The organism is Ensifer sp. PDNC004 (genome assembly GCF_016919405.1).
Lineage (GTDB): Bacteria > Pseudomonadota > Alphaproteobacteria > Rhizobiales > Rhizobiaceae > Ensifer.
In genome coordinates this window covers 2,048,203-2,068,645 of sequence record NZ_CP070353.1, presented here as the reverse complement: position 1 = coordinate 2,068,645, position 20,443 = coordinate 2,048,203, and the positions used below count along the sequence as shown (strand labels likewise).

Genomic DNA, 20,443 nt, shown 5'->3' with positions numbered 1-20,443 from the left:
CGCCATGGGCGCTTGAGTGGCCGCGCTGACCGGTGGCCGGCTGGAAGGAATCTCATGGAAATGACGCGAGAGTTGCGAGTGCTTGCCAGCGTGGCCGCCATTTTGACGAGCGGCCTGGTGCTTACGGGCTGCATCGGTGGCCCGACCTATGGCACGGACAAGACCGCTGGCGAACAGCTCATGGACGACCTCGGGAGCGTCGCAAGCTTCGGGCCGCCGAAGCGGGATCCGGTCAAGTACCAGCCGCGTCCGGGCCTCGTCCTGCCGCCGTCGGCCCAGCAGGCCTCGCTCGTCGAGCCGCAGAAGTCGCTCGCCAGCCGCGAGGCAAACCCGGAATGGGTCGAGTCTCCGGAAGAGGTGCGCAAGCGCCTGCGTGAAGAGGCCGACGCCAACAAGAACAACCCGAACTATGTCTCGCCGCTTGCCAAGGCAAGCGCCAACGGTCGCCGGCTCTCCGCAAAGGAGCAGCAGGAGGCTTATCGCGAAGGGCGCAAGATCGAGATGGGCGCCTATTCCGACAAGCGCCGCTTCCTGAGCGATCCGCCGCTCGACTACCGTCGCCTGCCTGAGGGCACCGAGACCGATCTCGGCGAGCCGGAGAAGGACAAGGAGCGCCGCCGCAAGAAGGAGGCGCAGATCAAGAATTCCGGCTCCAAGTGGTATTGGCCCTTCTAAACCCGTTTTCGCCGTTCCCTTGAAACGGCGAAATGCATCTCTCCCCTTGATCCATGCAGTTTCGGCTAAACGCGCGTTTGTTGCTGGAGCTGCTTGAGAAGCGCCTGAGCCATGACCATCAGCATTCGTGAAGCCCGCCCGGAAGACGCCGAAACCATTCTGCGTTTCATCACCGAACTTGCCATCTACGAGAAGGAGCCCGACGCTGTCGAGGCGACGGTCGAGATGCTGCAGGCTTCGCTCTTCGGTCCCGGCGCGATCACCCGCGCGGTGATCTGCGAGAAGGATGGCAAGCCGGCGGGCTTTGCCATGTGGTTCTACAACTATTCCACCTGGCAGGCGCGCAAGGGACTTTACCTCGAAGATCTTTACGTCACCCCGGATTGCCGCGGTTCCGGCGCCGGCAAGATGCTCCTGAAGCATCTGGCAAAGATCGCCGTCGAGGAAGGCTGCGGCCGCTTCGAATGGAGCGTGCTCGACTGGAACGAACCGGCGATCCGCGTCTACGAATCGGTTGGCGCAGAGCCGATGTCCGAATGGACGCGCTACCGCCTGTCTGGCGCGGCACTCGATAGCTTCGCCGCCGACTGAAGCGATTTCAGGAAATCACGCCGTCGCAAGTCGCGAAGAGATCTCTCACCGCTTGCCGGCAAAGAAATCCCTGAGGATATCGGCGGCTTCCCGCTCGGCGAGGCCCGAATAGACATCGGGCGCATGGTGGCAGGTGGGCGAGCCGAAGAAACGCACGCCGCTGTCGACCGCGCCGCCCTTCGGATCGTCGGCGCCGTAATAGAGGCGGCGGATGCGCGCAAACGAAATCGCCGCCGCGCACATGGTGCAGGGTTCGAGCGTGACGTAGAGATCGGCGCCCGTCAGCCTTTCGTCCTTGAGGACGGCGGCAGCCTCGCGGATGGCGACGATCTCCGCATGGGCGGTCACGTCGTTGAGTTCGCGGGTGCGATTGCCGGCGCGCGAGATGATCCGGCCGTCGAAAACCACCACGGCGCCGATCGGCACTTCGCCGCGTTCGGCAGCCTTGCGGGCCTCTTCAAGGGCCGCATCCATGAAGCGTGTCGTCTCAGCCATCGCTCAAACAATAATTTCTCTTAACCCACGGGCCGCGACCTGATAGGACAGCCGCAAAAGGCAGGCAACACAAATGACATCCAAAGACAAGCCCACGCGGCCTGGCGGCAAGTCCGCTGGCCGGGACAAGAAACCGCATTTCGCCGACAAGAAGGGCGCTGCGCCGAAAAAGGCTGCAGGAGCCAAGGCTTCCGGCCCGAAATCTTTCGGTGCCAAGGGCCCCGGCAGGAGCTTCGACGCAAAGACGTCTGATCCCAAGGCCGGTGCCTCGCGTCCAGCCCGGGAACGTCCGGCTGCGGCTGCAGCGGCGGCCGACGAACCGCAGCGTATCTCGAAGATCCTGGCGCGTGCCGGCGTTGCCTCGCGTCGCGACGTCGAGCGCATGATCATGGAAGGTCGCATCAGGCTCAACGGCGTCATTCTCGACACGCCCGTGGTCAACGCGACGCTTGCCGATGCGATCGAGGTCGATGGCCAGCCGATCCGCGGTATCGAGCGCACGCGCCTCTGGCTCTATCACAAGCCTGCCGGTCTGGTGACCACCAATGCCGACCCGGAGGGTCGTCCGACCGTATTCGAAAACCTGCCGGACGAGTTGCCGCGGGTTCTGTCGATCGGCCGCCTCGACATCAACACCGAGGGCCTGCTGCTTCTGACCAATGACGGCGGCCTTGCCCGCGTGCTTGAACTGCCGTCGACCGGCTGGCTGCGCCGCTACCGCGTGCGCGCCCATGGCGAGATCGATCAGGAAGCGCTCGACAAGCTGAAGGACGGCATCGCCGTCGACGGCGTGCTCTATGGCGCCATCGAAGCGACGCTCGACCGCGTCCAGGGCTCGAACGTCTGGATCACGATGGGGCTTCGCGAAGGCAAAAATCGCGAAATCAAGAACGTGCTCGGCGCGCTCGGCCTAGACGTCAACCGCCTCATCCGCATCTCGTACGGCCCGTTCCAGCTCGGCGAACTGCCTGAAGGGCATGTCCAGGAAATCCGCGGACGCACCCTGCGCGACCAGTTGGGACCGCGCCTGATCGAGGACGCCAAGGCGAACTTCGACGCGCCGCTCTACAACGACCAGGCGGCAACCGTTGCCGGCGATGCGGCGGACGACGATGGCGGCGATACGCGCCGGCCGGAACGCTCCAACCGTTGGGAAAAGCCTGAGGACAAGCGCGAACGTGCTCTGTCGCGGCTCGATACTCGCCGCGACGATCGTCGCGATGGCCCCCGCGGCAAGGGCGGCCCGCGCGAAGACCGCGACGCCAAGTTCGAGGACCGGCCGAAGCGTGCGCCGGCGCAGCGCGCCCGCACGGCCAATGTCTGGATGGCGCCGGGCGCCCGCCCGCTCGCCGAGAAGAAGCCGAAGTCCGTTGACGGCGACGCCACCGAGAAGTCCGCCCGTCGCGAGCGTCCGGAGAGCGCACCGAAGTCCAAGCGCTACGGCCGCAACAAGGATGGCCTGGCGACCAAGACGACTGGCAAGTTCGACCCGGACCGCAAGGGCGCTTCCAAAGATTTCGGCCGTGGCGCCGACAAGCCTGCCCGCCCCTTCGTCAAGAGCCGTGACGAGGACGGCGAGTGGATCAGTGCCGCCGAGCCGGTTCGTCGCCGCGACGAAGGCCGGGATGGCGGCTTCGATCGTCGCAAGTCCTTTGACGGCGGCGACCGCAAGTCGCGCGATCACGGAGATCGTCCGCCGCGCCGCGAGGGTGGAGACCGCCCACGTGGTGACCGTCCGGCCCGTGCCGAGGGTGGCGAACGCCGTTTCGACAAGCCGCGCGCGCCGCGCGCCGAAGGTGACCGCCCGCCGCGCCGCGAAGGTGGCGACCGCCCGCGTGGTGACCGTCCGGCCCGTGCCGAGGGGGGCGAACGCCGTTTCGACAAGCCGCGCACGCCGCGCGCCGACGGTGACCGTCCGCCGCGTCGCGAAGGTGGCGACCGTCCATTTGGCGACCGCCCGGCCCGCAGCGAAGGCGGTGATCGCCGCTTCGACAAGCCGCGGGCTCCGCGCGCAGACGGTGACCGCGCGCCGCGTCGCGAAGGCGGTGACCGTCCGTTCGGCGACAAGCCCCGCGGCAAGTCGTTCGGCGGCAAGCCCTCGGGTGGAAAATCCTTCGGCGAACGCTCCGGTGGCCCGCGTGGCGGCAAGCCAGGCGGTGGAAAACCCGGCGGACGTCCGGGTGGCGCTGGTCGCCCCGGTGGCGCTGGACGCCCGGCCGGTGGCGGCAAGCCGCGTGGCAGAGGAAACTAAGCGGCCGTGCGGATCGTCGGTGGAGAGTTTCGGGGTCGCAGCCTGGCGACCCCCAAGTCCAACGATATCCGGCCGACCACGGACCGGACTCGCGAAAGCCTGTTCAACATCCTGAGCCATTCCTATCCGGAAGCGCTCGACGGCACCCGTGTGCTCGACCTCTTTGCCGGCACCGGCGCGGTCGGCATCGAGGCGCTGTCGCGCGGGTGCCGGCAGGCGCTGTTCGTCGAACAAAGCGTCGAGGGCAGGGGCCTGCTGCAGACCAATATCGAGACGCTCGCGCTACAGGGGCGGGCGAAGGTCTTCCGGCGCGATGCGACCAGTCTCGGTGGTGTCGGTACGATGGAGCCGTTTCATCTCGTCTTCGCCGATCCGCCCTACGCCAAGGGTCTGGGCGAAAAGGCCTTGGAGTCGGCTGCCATCGGCAACTGGCTGGTGCCCGGCGCCCTGGTGATCCTCGAGGAGCGGGCGGATGTCCAGCCGGCGCCGGTCGCCGTCTTCGAAAACCTCGATGTCAGGGTGTTCGGCGACACCCGCATGCATTTCTATCGGTTTCGCGGAGCCTGATGCCGTAATTTCGGTTGAGTTACCGGGATAGGCTCAGCCGGACGACGCTACATTCTCAACCGCCCAGCGCGGAGGCATGCCGATGAAGCAGGATCTTTCGATGGCGCATGGATCGGCGGAAGCCCCGGCGCGGCCCACCGTCGCGCTGGCGCTTGGCGGTGGCGGCGCCCGCGGTCTTGCGCATATCCATGTCATCGAGGCGCTGGATGAACTCGGCATTCGGCCGGTCGCGATCGCGGGCTCGTCGATCGGCGCGATCATGGGCGCGGGCATGGCGGCGGGTTTGCGCGGCGAAGAGATCCGGGCCCATACGCTTTCCACCGTCGGCCACCGGCGCGAAGTGGTCAACCGCCTGTGGCAATTGCGGCCATCGAGTCTTTCCGAAGCCATGGCGAGCGGCTTCCGTTTCGGCCAGTTCAATGTCGAGCGGGTGCTCAAGGCCTTCCTGCCCGAGGCCATCCCGCAAAAATTCTCCGACCTCGAAATCCCGCTGAAAGTAGTCGCCACCGACTATTACGGTCAGACGGAGAAGATCTGCGAGAAGGGCGACCTCCGCAAGGCCTTGGCTGCGTCTGCGGCGCTGCCGGCGATCTTCACGCCGGTCCGGATCGACGGGCGGGTCATGATCGACGGCGGCATCTACAATCCCATTCCGTTTGATCACCTGCGCGGCCTTGCCGATATCGTCATTGCGGTCGATGTCGTCGGCGGGCCGGATGGCGACGGCAAGGCGATCCCCAGCCGGATCGACAGCCTGTTCGGCGCGAGCCAGCTGATGATGCAGTCGATCATCGCCATGAAGCTGAAGGAGGGGGCGCCGGACATCCTGTTGCGTCCCGATGTCGGCCGCTACCGCGTGATGGATTTCCTGCGCGCCCTAGACGTGCTGAACGCAACGGCTGCGATCAAGGACGAACTCAAGCGCGCACTCGAAGAGCGGATGACAGCGCCAAGGCTCACCTGAACCTTGGTGTTTGAAGCTTGGGGCCTGAACAACCTTGGCAATGACGGCGCGTGCCGTCGCAGCGTGAGCGGTTAGGCGCTTTCGCGCTCGTCCGCGGGAAGGCCCGGGAGGATCCGTTCGCCGGTCTCTTGCGAATGGTCGACCTCGCGCTTCGGCTTGACCAGCGGCTCCGGACGCACAGGCCGCGAGTGCAGCATGTCGCGGCCGGCGGTGATGCCCTCGGCCTCCTGCAGCACCAGCCGAGCCTCGTCGCGCTTGCGGATGTCGTCCATGATCGCGATCGCCTCGTCGTCGCCGACCCCAAGTGCCTCCAGCGTCTTGCGGCCGAAGAGCAGGCCGGACTCGAAGGTCTCGCGCAGCTCGTAGTCGACGCCCTTGGCCCGCAGTTCCAGCGTGTGCAGGCGATCGTAGGAGCGGGCATAGATGCGGGCATTCGGATATTCGGATTGCACGAGATCGATGATGTGGTCGGTCGTTTCCTTCTTCTGGGTGCAGACGGCCACGATCTTGGCCCGTTCGATGCCGGCGGCACGCAGCACGTCGAGGCGGTTGCCGTCGCCGAAATAGATCCGGAAGCCGAAGGTCGCGGCCTGGCGCACGCGCGCGGCGGAATGATCGATGATCGTCACATCGCGACCGCCGGCAAGCAGGATCTGGGCGGCGATCTGGCCGAAGCGGGAGAAGCCGATCATCAGCACATCGGCATTGGCGCCATCGAAGTCTTCTTCGATCTCTTCGTCCATCTCGTCCTGCTCGCGCATCAATTTCGGCGCGAGCATGGCGGCAAGGGGCGTCAGCGCCATCGACAGGGTCACGATCGCGACCAGCAGCGAGGCGTTGCCGTCCGAGAAGACGCCGGCGCTTGCCGCCGCCGTGAACAGCACGAAGCCGAACTCGCCGCCCTGCGGCAAGAGCAGGCTGATGCGCACGGCGTCATTGTGATGTGATCCGGTGAAGCGGCAGAGCCAATAGAGAACCAGGCTCTTCAGTGCCATCAGCAGCGGCACGGCGATGATGATCAGCTGGTACCGCTCGACGATGACGCCGAGCTCTAGCGACAGGCCGACCGCCATGAAAAACAGCGCCTGCAGGATACCGCGAAACGGCTCGATATCCGCCTCGAGTTCATGGCGGTAGGAGGACTCGGCTAGTAACACGCCTGCAAGGAAGGCACCCATAGCCATCGACAATCCGGCGAGCTGCATCATGGTCGCCGCTCCCATGACCACAAGCAGTGCGGCGGCGATCATGACATCGCGTGCGCCGGTGCGAGCGATGAGCTGGAACAGCGGATTCACCAGGTAGCGCCCGGCAGCGAAGAGCACGACGATCGCAGTGGTGGCGATGGCGAAATCCTCGAGCGGTGGCGTGGTGTCCTCGGGCGCCTGTGCCGCCAGCAGCGGGATCAGCGCCAGAAGCGGCACGATCGCGAGGTCCTGCAGCAGCAAGATCGAGAAGGCGCGCTGTCCATAGCGCGTGTTGCGGTCGTTGCCCTCGTCGAGGATCTGCATGGCGAAGGCCGTCGACGAGAGCGACAGTCCGAAGCCGGCGATGATGCTGCCGCCATGATCGAGCAGGCCGAGGGCGTAGATGGCGTAGGAAAGCAGGATGCCCGTCAAAAGCACCTGCGCCGTGCCAAGGCCGAAGATGTCGCGCCGCATCTGCCAGAGCCGCGAAGGCTTCAGTTCGAGCCCGATGATGAAGAGCAGGAAGACGACGCCGAGTTCAGAGACGTGCAGGATCTGCTCGCCTTCGGTGATGCTCTGTGCCACAGGTCCGATCAGCACGCCGGCCGAGAGATAGCCGAGGATCGTGCCGAGCCCGAGCCGCTTGAAAAGCGGAGCGGCGATGACCGCGCCACCGAGCAGCATCAGGGCCTGGGAATAGATGATCGGTGTCGTTGCCATGCCTCAGGCTTTCACTGTTGCTGAACCCGGCCCCAAGCGGAGCTTTCGAGAGCGCTTCATTTGCGGTGTTTGAGCGGGAATCGGGTCGATGCCCTTGATGCCTGCTTCGCCGCACAATAAATGGGGCAGGAATGAAAGGCCACACCATGTCAGACACGATCGATTCTGCCGACCTCGAAAAACGCGCATCCGAACTCGTGGACCTCGCCCGCAAGGCCGGCGCCGATGCGGCGGACGCGGTGGTGGTGCGCGGACGCTCCCGCTCCGTCTCCGTCCGCCTCGGCAAGGTCGAAGCGACGGAAGCCTCCGAAAGCGACGACTTCTCGCTCCGCGTCTTTGTCGGACGGCGTGTCGCCAGCGTTTCGGCCAATCCGGGTTTTGACCTGAAGCTGCTCGCCGAGCGCGCGGTGGCCATGGCCAAGGCTTCGCCGGAAGATCCCTTTGCCTCGCTGGCGGACGCCGACCGGCTGGCGAAGTCCTATCCGGACCTCGACCTCTTCGACGCCACGGCGGTTTCGACCGAAACCCTGACCGAAGCGGCGCTTGCGGCCGAAGAGGCGGCACTTGCGGTTTCGGGCGTTACCAATTCCAGCGGTGGCGGCGCCTCGGCCGGCATGGGCGGGCTCGTACTCGTCACCTCGCATGGCTTTTCCGGCTCCTACATGGCCACCCGCTTCGGCCGCTCCGTCAGCGCGATTGCTGGCGAGGGCACCAAGATGGAGCGCGACTACGACTATGACAGCCGCCTGTTCTTTGCCGACCTGCGCGACGCCGACGAGATCGGCCGTCTAGCCGGTGAGCGTGCGGTCGCCCGCATCAACCCGCGCCAGGTGCCGACCGCCAAGAATGTCACCGTCGTCTTCGATCCGCGCATGGCCCGCGGCTTCGTCGGCCATCTGGCCGGCGCCATCAATGGCGCGGCTGTTGCCCGCAAGACGAGTTTCCTGCGCGACATGATGGGCAAGCAGATCCTGAAATCGGGTCTTTCGGTGACGGACGACCCGTTGATCGTGCGCGGCTCCTCGTCGCGTCCGTTCGACGGCGAAGGGGTCAGCGGCGAAAAGCTGGCGATGGTCGAGGATGGCGTGCTGAACCACTGGTTCCTGTCCACTTCGGCGGCGCTCGAGCTCGGGCTTCAGACCAACGGACGCGGCGTGCGCGGCGGGCCCACCGTCAATCCGTCCTCGACCAATCTGGCGCTCGAGCCGGGATCGATCTCACGGGACGACCTCATCCGCAGCGTCGGCACCGGCTTCTACGTCACCGAGCTGATCGGCCAGGGCGTCAACATGGTGACCGGCGAATATAGCCGCGGCGCCTCCGGCTTCTGGATCGAGAACGGGGAGCTGACCTTTGCCGTCTCGGAAGTCACGATCGCCTCCAATCTCAAGGACATGTTCATGGCGCTGACGCCGGCAGACGACATCGACCGCAAGTTCGGCGTCGCGGCACCGACGCTCGCCATCGAAGGCATGACGCTCGCCGGCCTTTGACAAGGCCGCAGGAAAAGCAGGCGCGGGGAGACCGCGCCGATCCCGCCTTCCGGACAAGGGAGAGGCGGGCTGACGGGGTTTTGAATGTCTGACACTGCACCATCGGGCGCGGACTGGAAGCCGGATCTCGACGTGATCCGCGCCGCGGCGGTCGTCGCCGGCGAAACCGCGCTCGGCTACTTCCGCAAGGCGCCCGACGTCCGCTGGAAGAACGAAGGCCGCTCGCCGGTCAGCGAGGCGGATCTCGCCGCAAACGATGTGCTGAAGACGCGCCTGCTTGCGGCCCGGCCCGATTACGGTTGGCTCTCGGAAGAGACGGACGACGATCTCAGCCGGCTGTCGCGCGAAACCGTCTTCGTCGTCGATCCGATCGATGGCACACGCGCCTTCATCGCCGGCAAGGAGCTCTGGTGCGTCAGCGTCGCCGTCGTGCATCGTGGCCAGCCCGTTGCCGGCGTGCTCTATGCTCCGGCGCTCGATGAACTCTTCGAGGCGGTCGCAGGCGGCCGCGCGCTGAAGAACGGTGCGCAAATCTCGGTGCGCGGGGCAAAGCCCGCGGAAACGCTGTATCTGGCGGCCGCCGAAGACACGATCGACAAGCTTCCGGCGCCCTATCGCAGCGCCGTTACCCGTATTCCGCATGTGCCGTCGCTTGCCTATCGGCTGGCCATGGTTGCCGACGGGCGGATCGACGGAACGCTGGTGAAGAAGAACGCCCACGACTGGGATCTGGCCGCGGCCGACCTCATTCTAGCGAGCGCCGGCGGTGCGCTGGTCGATCTCGACGGGCAGGCGCTCTCCTACAATCGATCCACTGTCGTTCACGGGGTTCTCTGCGCGGCGGCAAAGCCGCTCTTGCCAGGCCTGGTCGCCGCATCGCGGTCCATGGAGCCCCATTGACCTTTGAGGCCGAATGCCTCAAATCAACGGCCACACCCAACAAGAATAAATGGAAGTCCGATGGCTCACGACACCGAGAAAAAACAACGTCTGCATCTCGTCTTCGGCGGCGAACTCACCACGCTGACTGACGTGCATTTCCGCGACCTGGACAAGCTCGATATCGTCGGCATCTACCCGGACTACGACAGCGCCCTGACTGCCTGGAAATCCAAGGCGCAGATGACCGTCGACAACGCGCACATGCGTTACTTCATCGTCCACATGCACCGTCTGCTCGACCCGGAAAACGGCTGATGCCGATGAGGTCGGGATGCGCGGTATTTACCCGCATGCCAGTCGCCCTTAAGTCTCTCCGGGCCGGAACGGCCGGGGAAGGTGACCTGTCATGAGCAGCTTTCGCGCGCGCCTGGCGCTCTCCAGCTACCGCTGGATCGGCTCGGCCATCTATCCCCTCGTCTGGTCCTACCTTGCCGTTCGCGCCGCGAAGGGCAAGGAGGATCCGGCGCGTCGCCGCGAGCGCTACGGCCATGCCAGCGAGCCGCGGCCGCAAGGCCCCCTGGTATGGTTCCACGCGGCAAGCGTCGGCGAGACCAACGCCGTCATCCCGATGATCAAGGAAATCAGGCGGCGCGGCATCCACGTCGTCTTGACGACAGGGACGATGACCTCGGCGCGCGTCGTGGCCGAACGCCTGGGGTCGACGGTCATCCACCAGTATGTCCCGCTCGATTTCAAGCCGGCCGTCAGCCGTTTCCTGAACTATTGGGAGCCGGATCTGGCGATCATCGCTGAATCCGAAATCTGGCCGATGACCATCCTGGAACTCGGCCGTCGCCATATCCCGCAGGTTCTGGTGAACGGGCGCATGTCCGACCGGACCTTTGCGCGCTGGAAGCGCCGGCCGGCGCTTGCCGACGCGCTGTTCGAGAACCTCGCGCTCGTCATTGCCCAGTCGGATGTCGATGCCGAGCGCTTCCGCACGCTCGGCGCGCTGCCGGTGATGGTGTCGGGCAACCTCAAGGTCGATACCGACGCGCCGCCGCACGATCCGCAGGCGCTGAAGGAGTATCGCCAACAGATCGGCGCCCGCAAGACCTGGGCGGCGATCTCGACCTTCGACGGCGAGGAGGCCGCCGCCGGCGTCGTGCACCGCGCGCTCAAGGAGCGAACCGGCCTTCTGACGATCATCGTTCCGCGCCATCCCGATCGCAGCGACGCCATCGAGGCGGCGCTGACGGCCAAGGGGCTGAAGGTCGCCCGGCGCACGCGCCGCGATCCGCTGACGCCGGACGTCGATATCTTCCTTGGCGATACGATCGGCGAAATGGGCCTCTATCTTCGCCTGACCGAGGTTGCCTTCGTCGGCCGTTCGCTGTTTGCCGAAGGCGGCCAGAACCCGCTGGAGCCGGCGATGCTCGGCTGCGCCATCCTTTCCGGCGGCAACGTCCAGAACTTTCGCGAGACCTATCAGACGCTGGCCAAGAACGGCAGCGCCAAGATCGTGCGCGATGTCGAGATGCTGGCCAAGGGCGTCAACTATCTGCTCGCCAACGACGACATGCGTCGCTCGATGATCGATGCCGGCCTTGAAACCGTGCAAGAGATGCGCGGTGCCCTGTCGGCGACGATGAAGGGGCTCGAGCCCTATATCAATCCGCTCGTCGTCAAGGCGCGCCTCAACCCGCCGACCGACAACTGATCCACTAGGAGACGAAGCCTCGTCATGACCGCAGCCAAAGCCATCGCCGGCATCCTGTTCGACAAGGACGGAACTCTGCTCGACTACGCAAAGAGCTGGGTGCCGGTGAACTACGAACTGGCGCGGATCGCGGCAAAGGGTGACGTGACCCTGGCCCGAACGCTGCTTGCAGCCGGCGGCATGGATGCTGACACCGGTCACGTGCTGCCCGACAGCCTGCTGGCCGCCGGCAACACGGTCGAGATCGCGACCGGCTTCGTCGGCGCGGGCGCGCCCTTCACGATTGCCGAACTGACGTCCCTGCTTGACGGCCTGTTTGCGCGCTCGGCGGAATATGCGGTGCCTGTGACCGATCTCGGTGCTTTCTTCGCCGGGCTGCACGCCAAGGGCTACCGCCTTGGTGTCGCCTCCAGCGACAACGAGCGCTCGATCCGCGAAACCGCAAAGCGCTTCGGCTTCGAGAACTACCTGCACTATGTGGCGGGCTACGACAGCGGTTACGGCGTCAAGCCCGAGCCGGGCATGGTGCTTGGCTTTTGTGCGGCGACCGGCCTTGAGCCGCAGCAGGTGGTCGTCGTCGGCGACAACAATCACGACATGCACATGGGCCGCAGCGCCGGCGTCGGCATGACGGTCGCGGTCCTTACGGGCACCGGCTCGCGCCAGTCGCTTGCGGCGGCCTCGGACCATTGCCTCGCCGACATCACCGAACTGGAAGCTGTCCTCTAGATCGGGTTGTGGCAGCGGCTTGCCGCGATTGCCTTCGGTTGCGCACCGCGATCGGTCCGGTTCAGCGCCCCTGCCGTGGCTGCATCGGTCTCCATAGCTTGCGTTTTTTCCCGTTCTGACGTTTTTTGTCGCAATCCGCCGGTTTCGACCTGCGAACAAACCGTCCCTCCCGGAGAAGGAAGGACCTGAGCGGCCGGGAGGCCACGGAACGAAGATGGTATCGGAAGCGCCGCCATTCTGGTGGACCAAGGCGGATTGGCGTGCGCGCGCGTTGTGGCCGTTGTCATGGGTTTACGGACGGATCGCCGGCATGCGAATGGATCGCGCGCAGCGCGCCTCGGTGCCGGTCCCGGTCATCTGCGTCGGCAACTTCACCGTCGGCGGCGCCGGCAAGACGCCGACCTCCATCGCGCTTGCCCGCGTCATCCGCGAGAAGGGGCTGAAGCCCGGGTTCTTGAGCCGCGGTTATGGCGGCTCGCTCGACGTGACGACAGTCGTCGACCTGGAACATCACCGCGCCCGCGATGTCGGCGACGAACCGCTGCTGTTGGCGAAGGAAGCCTTGACCGTCGTCTGCCGCCGTCGCGTCGATGGGGCTCGTCGGCTGGTGAAGGAAGGCGTCGACATCATCATCATGGACGACGGTTTCCAGAGCGCGCGGTTGGCCTTCGACTTCGCGCTTTTGGTAATCGATTCCCGCCGCGGCATCGGCAACGGCTATCTGGTGCCGGCCGGTCCGGTGCGCGCGCCGCTGTCGAACCAGCTCCGCCATGCTACGGCCCTGCTCAAGATCGGCGACGGCACCGAAGCCGACGCCCTGATCCGTCGCGCCGCCCGCGCCGGCAAACAGATCTACGAAGCCGAGGTCATAAGGCACGACGACGGTTCGCTGAATGGCGTCAAGGTGCTTGCCTGGGCGGGCATTGCCGATCCGGAGAAGTTCTACCGCACCGTCCGGGAGACGGGCGCCGTCATCGAGGAAACCCGCAGTTTTCCCGACCATCACCATTTTTCCGAGGACGAGATCGCCGATCTGCTCGACCGGGCTGCAGCGCTCGGATGCCAGCTTGTCACCACCGCCAAGGATCTTGTGCGCCTGGAGCCCGGCCACGGCCGCGCCGCGGAGCTTGCCGCAGCGAGCAGGGTGATCGAGATCGACGTACGCTTCGACGACCCGATGGCGCCAAAAAAGATCATCGAGACGGCGCTTGCCGCGGCGCGTGCCCGCAAGCTGCGCGAAGGCGCGGCTAAGTAACGGCGCCTTTCGGGCCTTGGTGTGCCGGCGCTCGGGCTTGGTTAGCGGCGTTGGTTGGGCAGCGCGCCTGCGCGCTTTTCCGCCTCGAGCGAAGCTTCCGCGTCGACATAGGGCTCCTGCCGGGCGACGCTCCAGTAACGCAGTTCATCGACGGGGATGGTCTTGCCGGTCATCGCGCAGATCACGTGCGAGCCCGCAAGCACGATCTGAAAGTCGCCGTCGAGATAACGGATCTTCGCTTCGCGCGAAGCGCTTCCTTCAAACCGGTTCATCATGCTCGGCGCCTGTTTCCGTCTTCGTTATGGGTTCTCTGGTCTAGCTCGCCGCCCGGAAAAATGCCAGTCGCATTTCGCCGGACGGGAAGATCAGCTCCGGCCGAACAGCCGTTCGATGTCGGAGAGCTTGAGTTCGATATAGGTGGGGCGGCCGTGGTTGCACTGGCCGGAGCCGGGCGTCGCCTCCATTTGCCTCAAAAGCGCGTTCATCTCCTCTATTCGCATGCGCCGGCCTGAACGCACCGAACCGTGGCAGGCCATGGTCGCGGCGAGATATTCGAGCCGACTCGTCAGCCCGCTTGCCGTATCCCATTCGGCAAGCTCGTCGGCGAGCTGGCGCACGAGGCCGACGGCATCCATTTCGCCGAGCATGGCCGGCGTTTCGCGCACCGCGATCGCGCCCGGGCCGAAGCGCTCGATCGCAAGGCCCAGGCGGGAGAACTCCTCCGCATGGGTCATCAACCGGTCGCAGTCGTCTTCGGGCAGATCGACGATCTCCGGGATCAGCAGCGCCTGGGCGGCGACCGGCCGCGAATGCAGTGCCGTACGCATGGCCTCGAACACCAGCCGCTCGTGGGCGGCATGCTGGTCGACAATGACGAGGCCGTCATCGGTCTGGGCGACGATGTAGTTTTCGTGCAGCTGGGCGCGCACGGCGCCGAGCGGGAAGGACTGCGGCTGCGGCGGTTGCTGGACCTCCGGCGCCGGCACGGGCATTTCCCGCTCGAACGGGGTGGCAACACGCGCCGATGGGGCGGAAAACGCCGCAAAGCTAGCCTGCGGCTGCTCGCCGAGATGGCGCAGCATGGAGTCGAATTGTGTCGGCCGGGAAGGCGACATCTCGGCGCTCCAGGGCTGCGGGCGATAATCGCCGGAGCGGAACGCCTGCATCATGCCGCGGGCGCCCGTCGTTGCGGCGCGGTCGCCGTCGCGCGTCAGCGCCTGGCGGATCGCGCCGATGATCAGCCCGCGGATGAGGCCGGGGTCGCGGAAGCGCACGTCGGACTTTGCCGGATGCACGTTGACATCGACGAGCGCCGGGTCGAGCGTGATCGACAGCACGGCGACCGGATAGCGGCCGCTCGGGATCGTCTCGGAATAGGCGGCACGGATCGCCGACAGCAGCAACTTGTCCTGCACCGGACGGCCGTTGACGAAGACATATTGCTGCAGCGAGTTGCCGCGATTGTAGGTCGGCACGCCGGCAAAGCCGGTCAGTTCCACGTCTTCCCGCGCTGCATTGATCTCGATCGCGTTGTCGCGGAAATCCTTGCCGAGCACCTGCGCCATGCGCGCCAGCCGGTCGTCGCCGGTTGCCGGGAATTCGAGCGTCGAGCGGTCGCTGCCGGAGAGCACGAAACGGACCGCCGGAAACGCGATCGCCATGCGGCGCACCACTTCCGAAATGGCGGCCGCTTCTGCCTTCTCGGTCTTCATGAACTTCAGCCGGGCCGGGGTGGCGAAGAACAGGTCGCGTACCTCGACCACCGTGCCGGTATTGGCGGGCGATGGGCGCACCGGATCGGTCTTCCCTCCGGCAATGGCGATGATCGCTCCTTCGCTCGCGCCGGCCTTGCGTGTCGTGATCGACAGCCGGGCGACCGAACCGATCGACGGTAGGGCCTCGCCGCGGAAGCCGAGGGTGCGAATGTCGAACAGGCTGTCGTCGAGTTTCGACGTGCAGTGCCTTCGCACCGCCAATTCAAGGTCGCCAGGCGTCATGCCCGAGCCGTTGTCGGTGACGCGCAGCAGCGTCTTGCCACCGCCGGCGGTTGCGATCTCGATGCGGGTCGCGCCGGCGTCGAGCGCATTCTCGATCAGCTCCTTGGCGGCGCTGGCGGGACGTTCGATCACTTCGCCGGCGGCGATCTGGTTGATGAGGGTTTCTGAAAGCTGCTTGATGGCCATGCCCCATTTTCCGGGATTCGCCACGGAAACGGAAGGGGGGAACGATATCTCGTCCCCGGTCACGAGCGTCTGGTGCGGTTACCCTTGAAAAATGAGCGAGGGTTTAATGGGCCCTTAACACTCTGCTGCGATTTTCCACAACAACCTGAATGATCACGGGTTTTGTCTTTTGAGCCTTGCGGCGTAGCTGGACGCCGCACTCCCGCCGCTCGAAGAGACGCCTGCCAAGGCCACCCCAGCATGTCCCGAAATGAAACCGCCGTTGCAGCGCCGCGCGTCTTTGGAAAGACGCGGCAGGTCGTTGTGGCACTTTGAATGGCCGCCTGTTCTGCCTTGATCCAAAGGTGATCCAGGGACACATGCGGTAGGCGAGTGAGGACAGTGCGATGAGCGATGGGGCGCCCAACGGCGCGGACATCAACAGGGTCATTCTTGAGTCGAGTTGCGACGCACTCGGCATCGCTGTGCTTGTCTGCAGCCGGGACGATACCATTCTCTTTGCCAGCCGCACGATGCTGCAATTTTTCCCGGTGCCGGCGGAAGCCCTGATGCCGGGCACGCGGCTCCGCGATTTCCTCGGCGCCGTTTACGACACCGGCGTCCGTCCGGGCACCGTTCCGGAAAACAGCCGCCGGCGCACCAACCGCGAGGAATGGATTGCCGAGCATATGGCGCTGCATTGGCGCGAGCGCTACGAGAGCGTCGAGCGCGCCGGCCGCACCCGCTGGGTTTCCATGCGCAAGCGCCGTCTGTCGAGCGGCATGGGCATCCTGTCGATCAGCGACGTCTCCGACCAGAAGAAGCGCGACGAACAGCTCCAGACCGACCTGGAGCGGGTGGAGCTGACCGAGCAGATCCTCGACGCCCAGCCCAATCCCATCTGCGTCAAGGACCGCAATCTCAATTACATCGCGGTCAACAAGGCCTTCTGCCTGATCCATGACCTGGCGCAGGACGCCATTCTCGGCCGCTCGGCATGGGACCTGGTCGAGAGCGACCTGGCGGAGCGCTTCGAACAGTCCGATCGCATGGTGCTCGAAACCGGCAAGCCGTTTTCGCAGGCCGAGCACATCGTGCGTGCCGATGGCAGCGATCTCTGGGTGCTGACCCGCAAGTACCGCGTCGGCATGCCCGGTCGCCACTTCGTCGTCACCTGCATGAACGACGTGACCGATATTGCCGTCTGGTACCAGGGCGGCGAGGAGCCTTCGAGCGAGGCCACGCTGCAGATCCGCGATTACAGCATCTTCACTGCGGCGCAGAATTTCTACGATCCTTTCCGGGCGCTGAATGTCCAGCAGCTCGTCGAGGCGGGGTCGATGATCGAGACCTTGCCGGCGCGGGGCCTGCGGGTGCTTCTCGCCACCGACGACCGATCGCTGGAGGAGCGGCTTGTCGCCCGGCTGCGCGGCTCCGGGCTCGACGCCTGCGCGGTTCGCGATGCCGACGAATTGCACGCCTTCTGCGCGGCCGTCGACGAGGCGGGGCTGAAACTCGACATCCTCTTGCTCGACGCGGCTTTCCCGGAGCGGCGGAAGGTCGCCGCCGGCTGGCGCGACAGCCCGATCCTCCCGGTGTCTGAGGATCAGGACGGGGCGGCGGTGCTTGCGGAAGTCTTTCGCGTCTGCTCCGAGCGGGCTGGCGCCGCGCCGCAACAGGAATGGTCGCTGTCGTTCGAGGCCGAGGAGATCGCGCCGCCGCCGCCGGCGCCGCAGGTCGATGTGCTCGTTGCCGAGGACAACCAGATCAACCAGTTCGTCTTCACCCAGATCCTCGAAGGGCTCGGCGTTTCTCATCGGATCGCCGCCAACGGCCGCGAGGCCGTCGAACTCTGGCACGAACTGCAACCGGCCCTTGTGCTGATGGATGTGTCGATGCCGGTCATGAACGGCTTCGACGCCACCGTCGCGATCCGGTCGGCGGAGAAGGGACGCACACAGAAAACGCCGATCATCGGCGTTACCGCCCAGGCCCTGGATATCGACCTGCAGCAATGCAAGGCATCCGGCATGGACGACCACATCATGAAGCCGGTGAGCCCCGACATGATCGAGGCGGTGCTGAGAAAATTCATGCCGGTGAAGGCAGTACGAACGGCAGGTTGAGTAAAAAGGCGTGTCAACTCGCTAGAATTGGGGAGGCCAATGGCAAATCTTGGAGCGGCGCGATATCGGATTGTTAACCGCCGATTGCGATCGTCTGCACCGAATTGCCGCTAAAGTGTAGAGCCCCATCCGTATGCCTCGCATCCACCTCGTTGCCCAAGCCCCGGTCGTGTCGGAAGGACACAGCCGGTCTGCGTCGTGGCGCGGGCTGGCGGTACGGTCTATTGGGCATCGCCCCTGCCAGATGAATGGGGGACGGCGATGATGACGGCTGAAACGCCCTACCACCGCGTTGGCCGCGAGGTGTCTGCCACCTGGGGCGACGTCGATCCGCTGACCGGTCTCGGCAACGCCCGTTGCCTGCGCCAGAGCGTGCTTGACCTCGCTGAGGAGCGGGCCAGCGACCCGGCCCCGTTCACCATCGGCCTTGCCAATATCGACGGCTTCAAGCCGATCAATGACCTGTTCGGACCCGAGGCAGGCGACGAGATCCTCTGCCAGGTGGCCTATCGGCTGAAGGCCTGCGCGCCTGAAGGCGCCACCATCACCCGTTTCGACAGCGACGAATTCGCCTTCGTGTTGCCGCTGATCTTCGAGCGCAAGGGCGCCGAGAAGATCGGGCAGATGCTGAAGGAAGTGCTGTCTGCCCCCTTCGATCTCGGCGACCGCCATGTTCGTCTGTCCGCCTCGTTCGGCTTCGCCGTCTATCCCTTTGCGGGCGAGGTGTTCGAGGACCTCCTGAAAAGCGCCGACACTGCGCTTTATCGCTCGAAGCGCCGCGGTCGCGGGCAGATCACCGTCTATTCGCAGGAGATCGCCCAGGAGATGAAGCGCGCGACGCAGCTCGAACAGGCGCTGCGCAATGCCATCATCGCCAACGAGGTCGACGTGCACTTCCAGCCGATCGTCGATCTGCGCAACGACGCGGTTGTCGGCTTCGAGGCCCTGGCGCGCTGGTGCGATGCCGATCTCGGTTATGTCTCGCCGGCAGTGTTCGTGCCGCTCGCAGAAGAGCGCGGCTTCATCGATTCGCTCGCCGAGGTGCTGCTGCGCAAGGCGGCCCATGCCGCCCTTTCCTGGCCGAAAGAGCTCTTCCTCTCCTTCAATCTTTCCTCGGCGCAGCTGACGGATCCGACCACCAGCCGGCGCCTGTTGTCGATCATCAGCCAGATCGGCCTCGACCCGCGGCGGCTGGAGCTGGAGATCACCGAGACGGCCGTCATGGCCGATGCGGATATCGCCCAGAAGATCGTTGCCGAACTGCGCGCCGCCGGTGTCCGCGTCTCGCTCGACGACTTCGGCACCGGCCAGTCGAGCCTCGGCCGGCTGCGCGACTTTTCGTTCGACAAGGTGAAGATCGACCGGGCCTTCGTCTCGCGCATCTCGGCCGATCGCGCCTCGGAGCATATCATCAAGGCGATCGTGTCGATGTGCGAGGGGCTCGAGCTCGAAGTCGTCGCCGAAGGTATCGAGGATTTTTCCGAGGCCCTGAAGCTGAAGGCGCTCGGTTGCGGCCTGGGGCAGGGCTATTTCTACGGAAAACCTGCCGATGCGGTGGCAACGATGCGCTATCTTGCCGATCGCTACCGCGATCTTCCCGTCCAGGCCTGATCCGGGTTAGTCCTCGGTCCCGGACATCTCAGCGCGGTCGCGCCGTCCTTCATCCAGCAGCCAGTCACGCACCCTTTTGGCCTGCGCATTCAGTTCGCGCGATCGCGGCCAGACGACGTAGAAGGCAAGGCCGGTCTTCAGCACGTGCCCGGCGACCGGGACCAGCGCGCCCGAGCGGATCTGCGGATAGATCAGGTGTTCCCAGCCGAGCGCCACGCCTTCGCCGGACAGTACCGCCTGGATCACCAGGACATAGTCGTTGATCGAAAGCCGCCGAGCCTGCTTGGGATAGGCATGGCCGGCGCTCGCAAACCACTCGGTCCAATCGCAGGCGCGGCGCACCGGCTCTTCCAGGTGGATGAGATTGTGGTTGGGCAGGTCGGCGGCCGTCTTCGGCAGGCCATGCCGCTCGATGTAGGCGGGTGTGGCGACCGCGTTGACCACCTCGTCGGCGAGCAGGGCGGCATGGTAGCGCGGCCAATGGCTGGGGTCGCCGCCGCGGATGCCGAGCGGGATCGGCTCTTCTTCTAGGTCGAGGTCGCGCACGCTGGTCTGGATCCGGAGGTCGATTTCCGGCAGGTCCTCGCGCATGCGGTTGAGGCGGGGCAGCATCCACATCGAGGCAAAGGCGGTCGACGCCGCCAGCGTCACGTTGGTCTCGCGGCCCTTGGCGCGAATGTCTTCGGCCGACTTCTGGATGCGCGACAGGCCGACCGACACGTCGGCATGGAATTTTTCCCCCGCCTCGGTGAGTTCCACGGCGCGGTGCACGCGGTGAAACAGCGGCACGCCCAGCTGTTCCTCAAGTCCGCGCACGGCGTAGGAGACCGCAGCCTGGGTCATGCCGAGCTCGTTGGCAGCACGGGTGAAGTTCTGGTGGCGGCCGGCCGCCTCGAACACGATGAGGCTTGCGGCTGACGGAAGCAGGCGGCGCAGGTTTTCCATAAACCATGCTTATAGCATGGATCGAATTTTTCCAGCGTTACAATGGAATTTTTCGCCCATAGCATCACCT

General features: G+C 65.4%; 18 protein-coding genes. 13 read left to right on the top strand and 5 right to left on the bottom strand.

Annotation, left to right across the window (positions count from 1 at the left end):
• Positions 1–54 precede the first annotated feature (54 nt).
• Positions 55–675, top strand: a complete 621-nt coding sequence (locus JVX98_RS18325) for a hypothetical protein (protein ID WP_043618384.1) — start codon at positions 55–57, stop codon at positions 673–675.
• Positions 676–786: 111 nt separating this feature from the next.
• Positions 787–1,266: a GNAT family N-acetyltransferase gene (locus JVX98_RS18320; protein WP_192447671.1), complete on the top strand. Its 480-nt coding sequence runs from the start codon at positions 787–789 to the stop codon at positions 1,264–1,266.
• Positions 1,267–1,311: 45 nt separating this feature from the next.
• On the opposite strand, the gene JVX98_RS18315 is transcribed toward JVX98_RS18320, so the two are convergent.
• Entirely contained in the window at positions 1,312–1,761 is a 450-nt protein-coding gene (locus JVX98_RS18315; RefSeq protein ID WP_192447669.1) for a nucleoside deaminase, read from the bottom strand.
• 73 nt (positions 1,762–1,834) lie between these two features.
• On the opposite strand from JVX98_RS18315, the gene JVX98_RS18310 reads away from it, so the two are divergent.
• The 3 genes from JVX98_RS18310 to JVX98_RS18300 all read left to right on the top strand — a co-directional run bounded on the left by JVX98_RS18310 (position 1,835) and on the right by JVX98_RS18300 (position 5,543).
• Positions 1,835–4,012, top strand: coding sequence for a pseudouridine synthase (locus JVX98_RS18310; protein ID WP_192447667.1), 2,178 nt, complete (start codon positions 1,835–1,837; stop codon positions 4,010–4,012).
• A gap of 6 nt (positions 4,013–4,018) precedes the next feature.
• A complete protein-coding gene (gene rsmD / locus JVX98_RS18305) occupies positions 4,019–4,579 on the top strand; it encodes a 16S rRNA (guanine(966)-N(2))-methyltransferase RsmD (protein WP_192447666.1) in 561 nt (186 codons plus the stop codon).
• Between the two features lie 82 nt (positions 4,580–4,661).
• Positions 4,662–5,543: a patatin-like phospholipase family protein gene (locus tag JVX98_RS18300; RefSeq protein WP_192447664.1), complete on the top strand. Its 882-nt coding sequence runs from the start codon at positions 4,662–4,664 to the stop codon at positions 5,541–5,543.
• A gap of 71 nt (positions 5,544–5,614) precedes the next feature.
• Here the strand turns inward: JVX98_RS18300 and JVX98_RS18295 are convergent, their stop codons facing one another.
• A complete protein-coding gene (locus JVX98_RS18295; RefSeq protein WP_192447663.1) occupies positions 5,615–7,450 on the bottom strand; it encodes a monovalent cation:proton antiporter-2 (CPA2) family protein in 1,836 nt (611 codons plus the stop codon).
• Positions 7,451–7,596: 146 nt separating this feature from the next.
• Between JVX98_RS18295 and JVX98_RS18290 the strand changes: the two genes are divergently transcribed.
• From JVX98_RS18290 to lpxK, 6 genes are all read left to right on the top strand, one after another.
• On the top strand, positions 7,597–8,943 hold the full coding sequence (locus JVX98_RS18290; RefSeq protein WP_043620992.1) for a TldD/PmbA family protein: 1,347 nt from the start codon (positions 7,597–7,599) through the stop codon (positions 8,941–8,943).
• Between the two features lie 84 nt (positions 8,944–9,027).
• On the top strand, positions 9,028–9,843 hold the full coding sequence (locus JVX98_RS18285) for a 3'(2'),5'-bisphosphate nucleotidase CysQ (protein ID WP_205239396.1): 816 nt from the start codon (positions 9,028–9,030) through the stop codon (positions 9,841–9,843).
• A 60-nt stretch (positions 9,844–9,903) separates the two neighbouring features.
• Complete coding sequence (locus JVX98_RS18280) at positions 9,904–10,140, top strand: DUF4170 domain-containing protein (protein WP_043620984.1); 237 nt, start codon at positions 9,904–9,906, stop codon at positions 10,138–10,140.
• Between the two features lie 91 nt (positions 10,141–10,231).
• Entirely contained in the window at positions 10,232–11,545 is a 1,314-nt protein-coding gene (gene waaA / locus JVX98_RS18275; RefSeq protein WP_043620982.1) for a lipid IV(A) 3-deoxy-D-manno-octulosonic acid transferase, read from the top strand.
• A 24-nt stretch (positions 11,546–11,569) separates the two neighbouring features.
• Positions 11,570–12,274, top strand: a complete 705-nt coding sequence (locus JVX98_RS18270; protein WP_205239395.1) for an HAD family hydrolase — start codon at positions 11,570–11,572, stop codon at positions 12,272–12,274.
• Between the two features lie 214 nt (positions 12,275–12,488).
• Positions 12,489–13,529, top strand: a complete 1,041-nt coding sequence (gene lpxK, locus JVX98_RS18265) for a tetraacyldisaccharide 4'-kinase (RefSeq protein WP_205239394.1) — start codon at positions 12,489–12,491, stop codon at positions 13,527–13,529.
• Positions 13,530–13,570: 41 nt separating this feature from the next.
• Here lpxK and JVX98_RS18260 read toward each other — a convergent pair whose 3' ends face one another.
• Both JVX98_RS18260 and mutL read right to left on the bottom strand, forming a co-directional pair.
• Positions 13,571–13,804 (bottom strand): DUF2093 domain-containing protein, encoded by a 234-nt coding sequence (locus JVX98_RS18260; protein WP_053250845.1) that lies wholly within the window; start codon positions 13,802–13,804, stop codon positions 13,571–13,573.
• Positions 13,805–13,894: 90 nt separating this feature from the next.
• Complete coding sequence (gene mutL, locus JVX98_RS18255; RefSeq protein WP_205239393.1) at positions 13,895–15,712, bottom strand: DNA mismatch repair endonuclease MutL; 1,818 nt, start codon at positions 15,710–15,712, stop codon at positions 13,895–13,897.
• Positions 15,713–16,098: 386 nt separating this feature from the next.
• Between mutL and JVX98_RS18250 the strand changes: the two genes are divergently transcribed.
• Positions 16,099–17,817 (top strand): response regulator, encoded by a 1,719-nt coding sequence (locus JVX98_RS18250; RefSeq protein ID WP_205239392.1) that lies wholly within the window; start codon positions 16,099–16,101, stop codon positions 17,815–17,817.
• A gap of 264 nt (positions 17,818–18,081) precedes the next feature.
• The gene (locus tag JVX98_RS18245; RefSeq protein ID WP_246765058.1) at positions 18,082–19,428 is read left to right on the top strand and encodes a bifunctional diguanylate cyclase/phosphodiesterase; all 1,347 of its coding nucleotides are present in this window, start codon (positions 18,082–18,084) and stop codon (positions 19,426–19,428) included.
• Positions 19,429–19,434: 6 nt separating this feature from the next.
• Here the strand turns inward: JVX98_RS18245 and JVX98_RS18240 are convergent, their stop codons facing one another.
• Positions 19,435–20,373 (bottom strand): LysR substrate-binding domain-containing protein, encoded by a 939-nt coding sequence (locus tag JVX98_RS18240; protein ID WP_205239391.1) that lies wholly within the window; start codon positions 20,371–20,373, stop codon positions 19,435–19,437.
• Positions 20,374–20,443 lie beyond the last annotated feature (70 nt).

Coding starts and splice junctions, on each gene's coding strand:
- JVX98_RS18260 (WP_053250845.1), bottom strand. CDS start 13,804: ATGATGAACCGGTTTGAAGGAAGCGCTTCGCGCGAAGCGAAGATCCGT.
- JVX98_RS18320 (WP_192447671.1), top strand. CDS start 787: ATGACCATCAGCATTCGTGAAGCCCGCCCGGAAGACGCCGAAACCATT.
- JVX98_RS18250 (WP_205239392.1), top strand. CDS start 16,099: ATGAGCGATGGGGCGCCCAACGGCGCGGACATCAACAGGGTCATTCTT.
- JVX98_RS18300 (WP_192447664.1), top strand. CDS start 4,662: ATGAAGCAGGATCTTTCGATGGCGCATGGATCGGCGGAAGCCCCGGCG.
- mutL (WP_205239393.1), bottom strand. CDS start 15,712: ATGGCCATCAAGCAGCTTTCAGAAACCCTCATCAACCAGATCGCCGCC.
- JVX98_RS18270 (WP_205239395.1), top strand. CDS start 11,570: ATGACCGCAGCCAAAGCCATCGCCGGCATCCTGTTCGACAAGGACGGA.
- JVX98_RS18285 (WP_205239396.1), top strand. CDS start 9,028: ATGTCTGACACTGCACCATCGGGCGCGGACTGGAAGCCGGATCTCGAC.
- JVX98_RS18240 (WP_205239391.1), bottom strand. CDS start 20,373: ATGGAAAACCTGCGCCGCCTGCTTCCGTCAGCCGCAAGCCTCATCGTG.
- JVX98_RS18310 (WP_192447667.1), top strand. CDS start 1,835: ATGACATCCAAAGACAAGCCCACGCGGCCTGGCGGCAAGTCCGCTGGC.
- JVX98_RS18290 (WP_043620992.1), top strand. CDS start 7,597: ATGTCAGACACGATCGATTCTGCCGACCTCGAAAAACGCGCATCCGAA.
- waaA (WP_043620982.1), top strand. CDS start 10,232: ATGAGCAGCTTTCGCGCGCGCCTGGCGCTCTCCAGCTACCGCTGGATC.
- JVX98_RS18245 (WP_246765058.1), top strand. CDS start 18,082: ATGACGGCTGAAACGCCCTACCACCGCGTTGGCCGCGAGGTGTCTGCC.
- JVX98_RS18315 (WP_192447669.1), bottom strand. CDS start 1,761: ATGGCTGAGACGACACGCTTCATGGATGCGGCCCTTGAAGAGGCCCGC.
- JVX98_RS18295 (WP_192447663.1), bottom strand. CDS start 7,450: ATGGCAACGACACCGATCATCTATTCCCAGGCCCTGATGCTGCTCGGT.
- JVX98_RS18325 (WP_043618384.1), top strand. CDS start 55: ATGGAAATGACGCGAGAGTTGCGAGTGCTTGCCAGCGTGGCCGCCATT.
- JVX98_RS18280 (WP_043620984.1), top strand. CDS start 9,904: ATGGCTCACGACACCGAGAAAAAACAACGTCTGCATCTCGTCTTCGGC.
- lpxK (WP_205239394.1), top strand. CDS start 12,489: ATGGTATCGGAAGCGCCGCCATTCTGGTGGACCAAGGCGGATTGGCGT.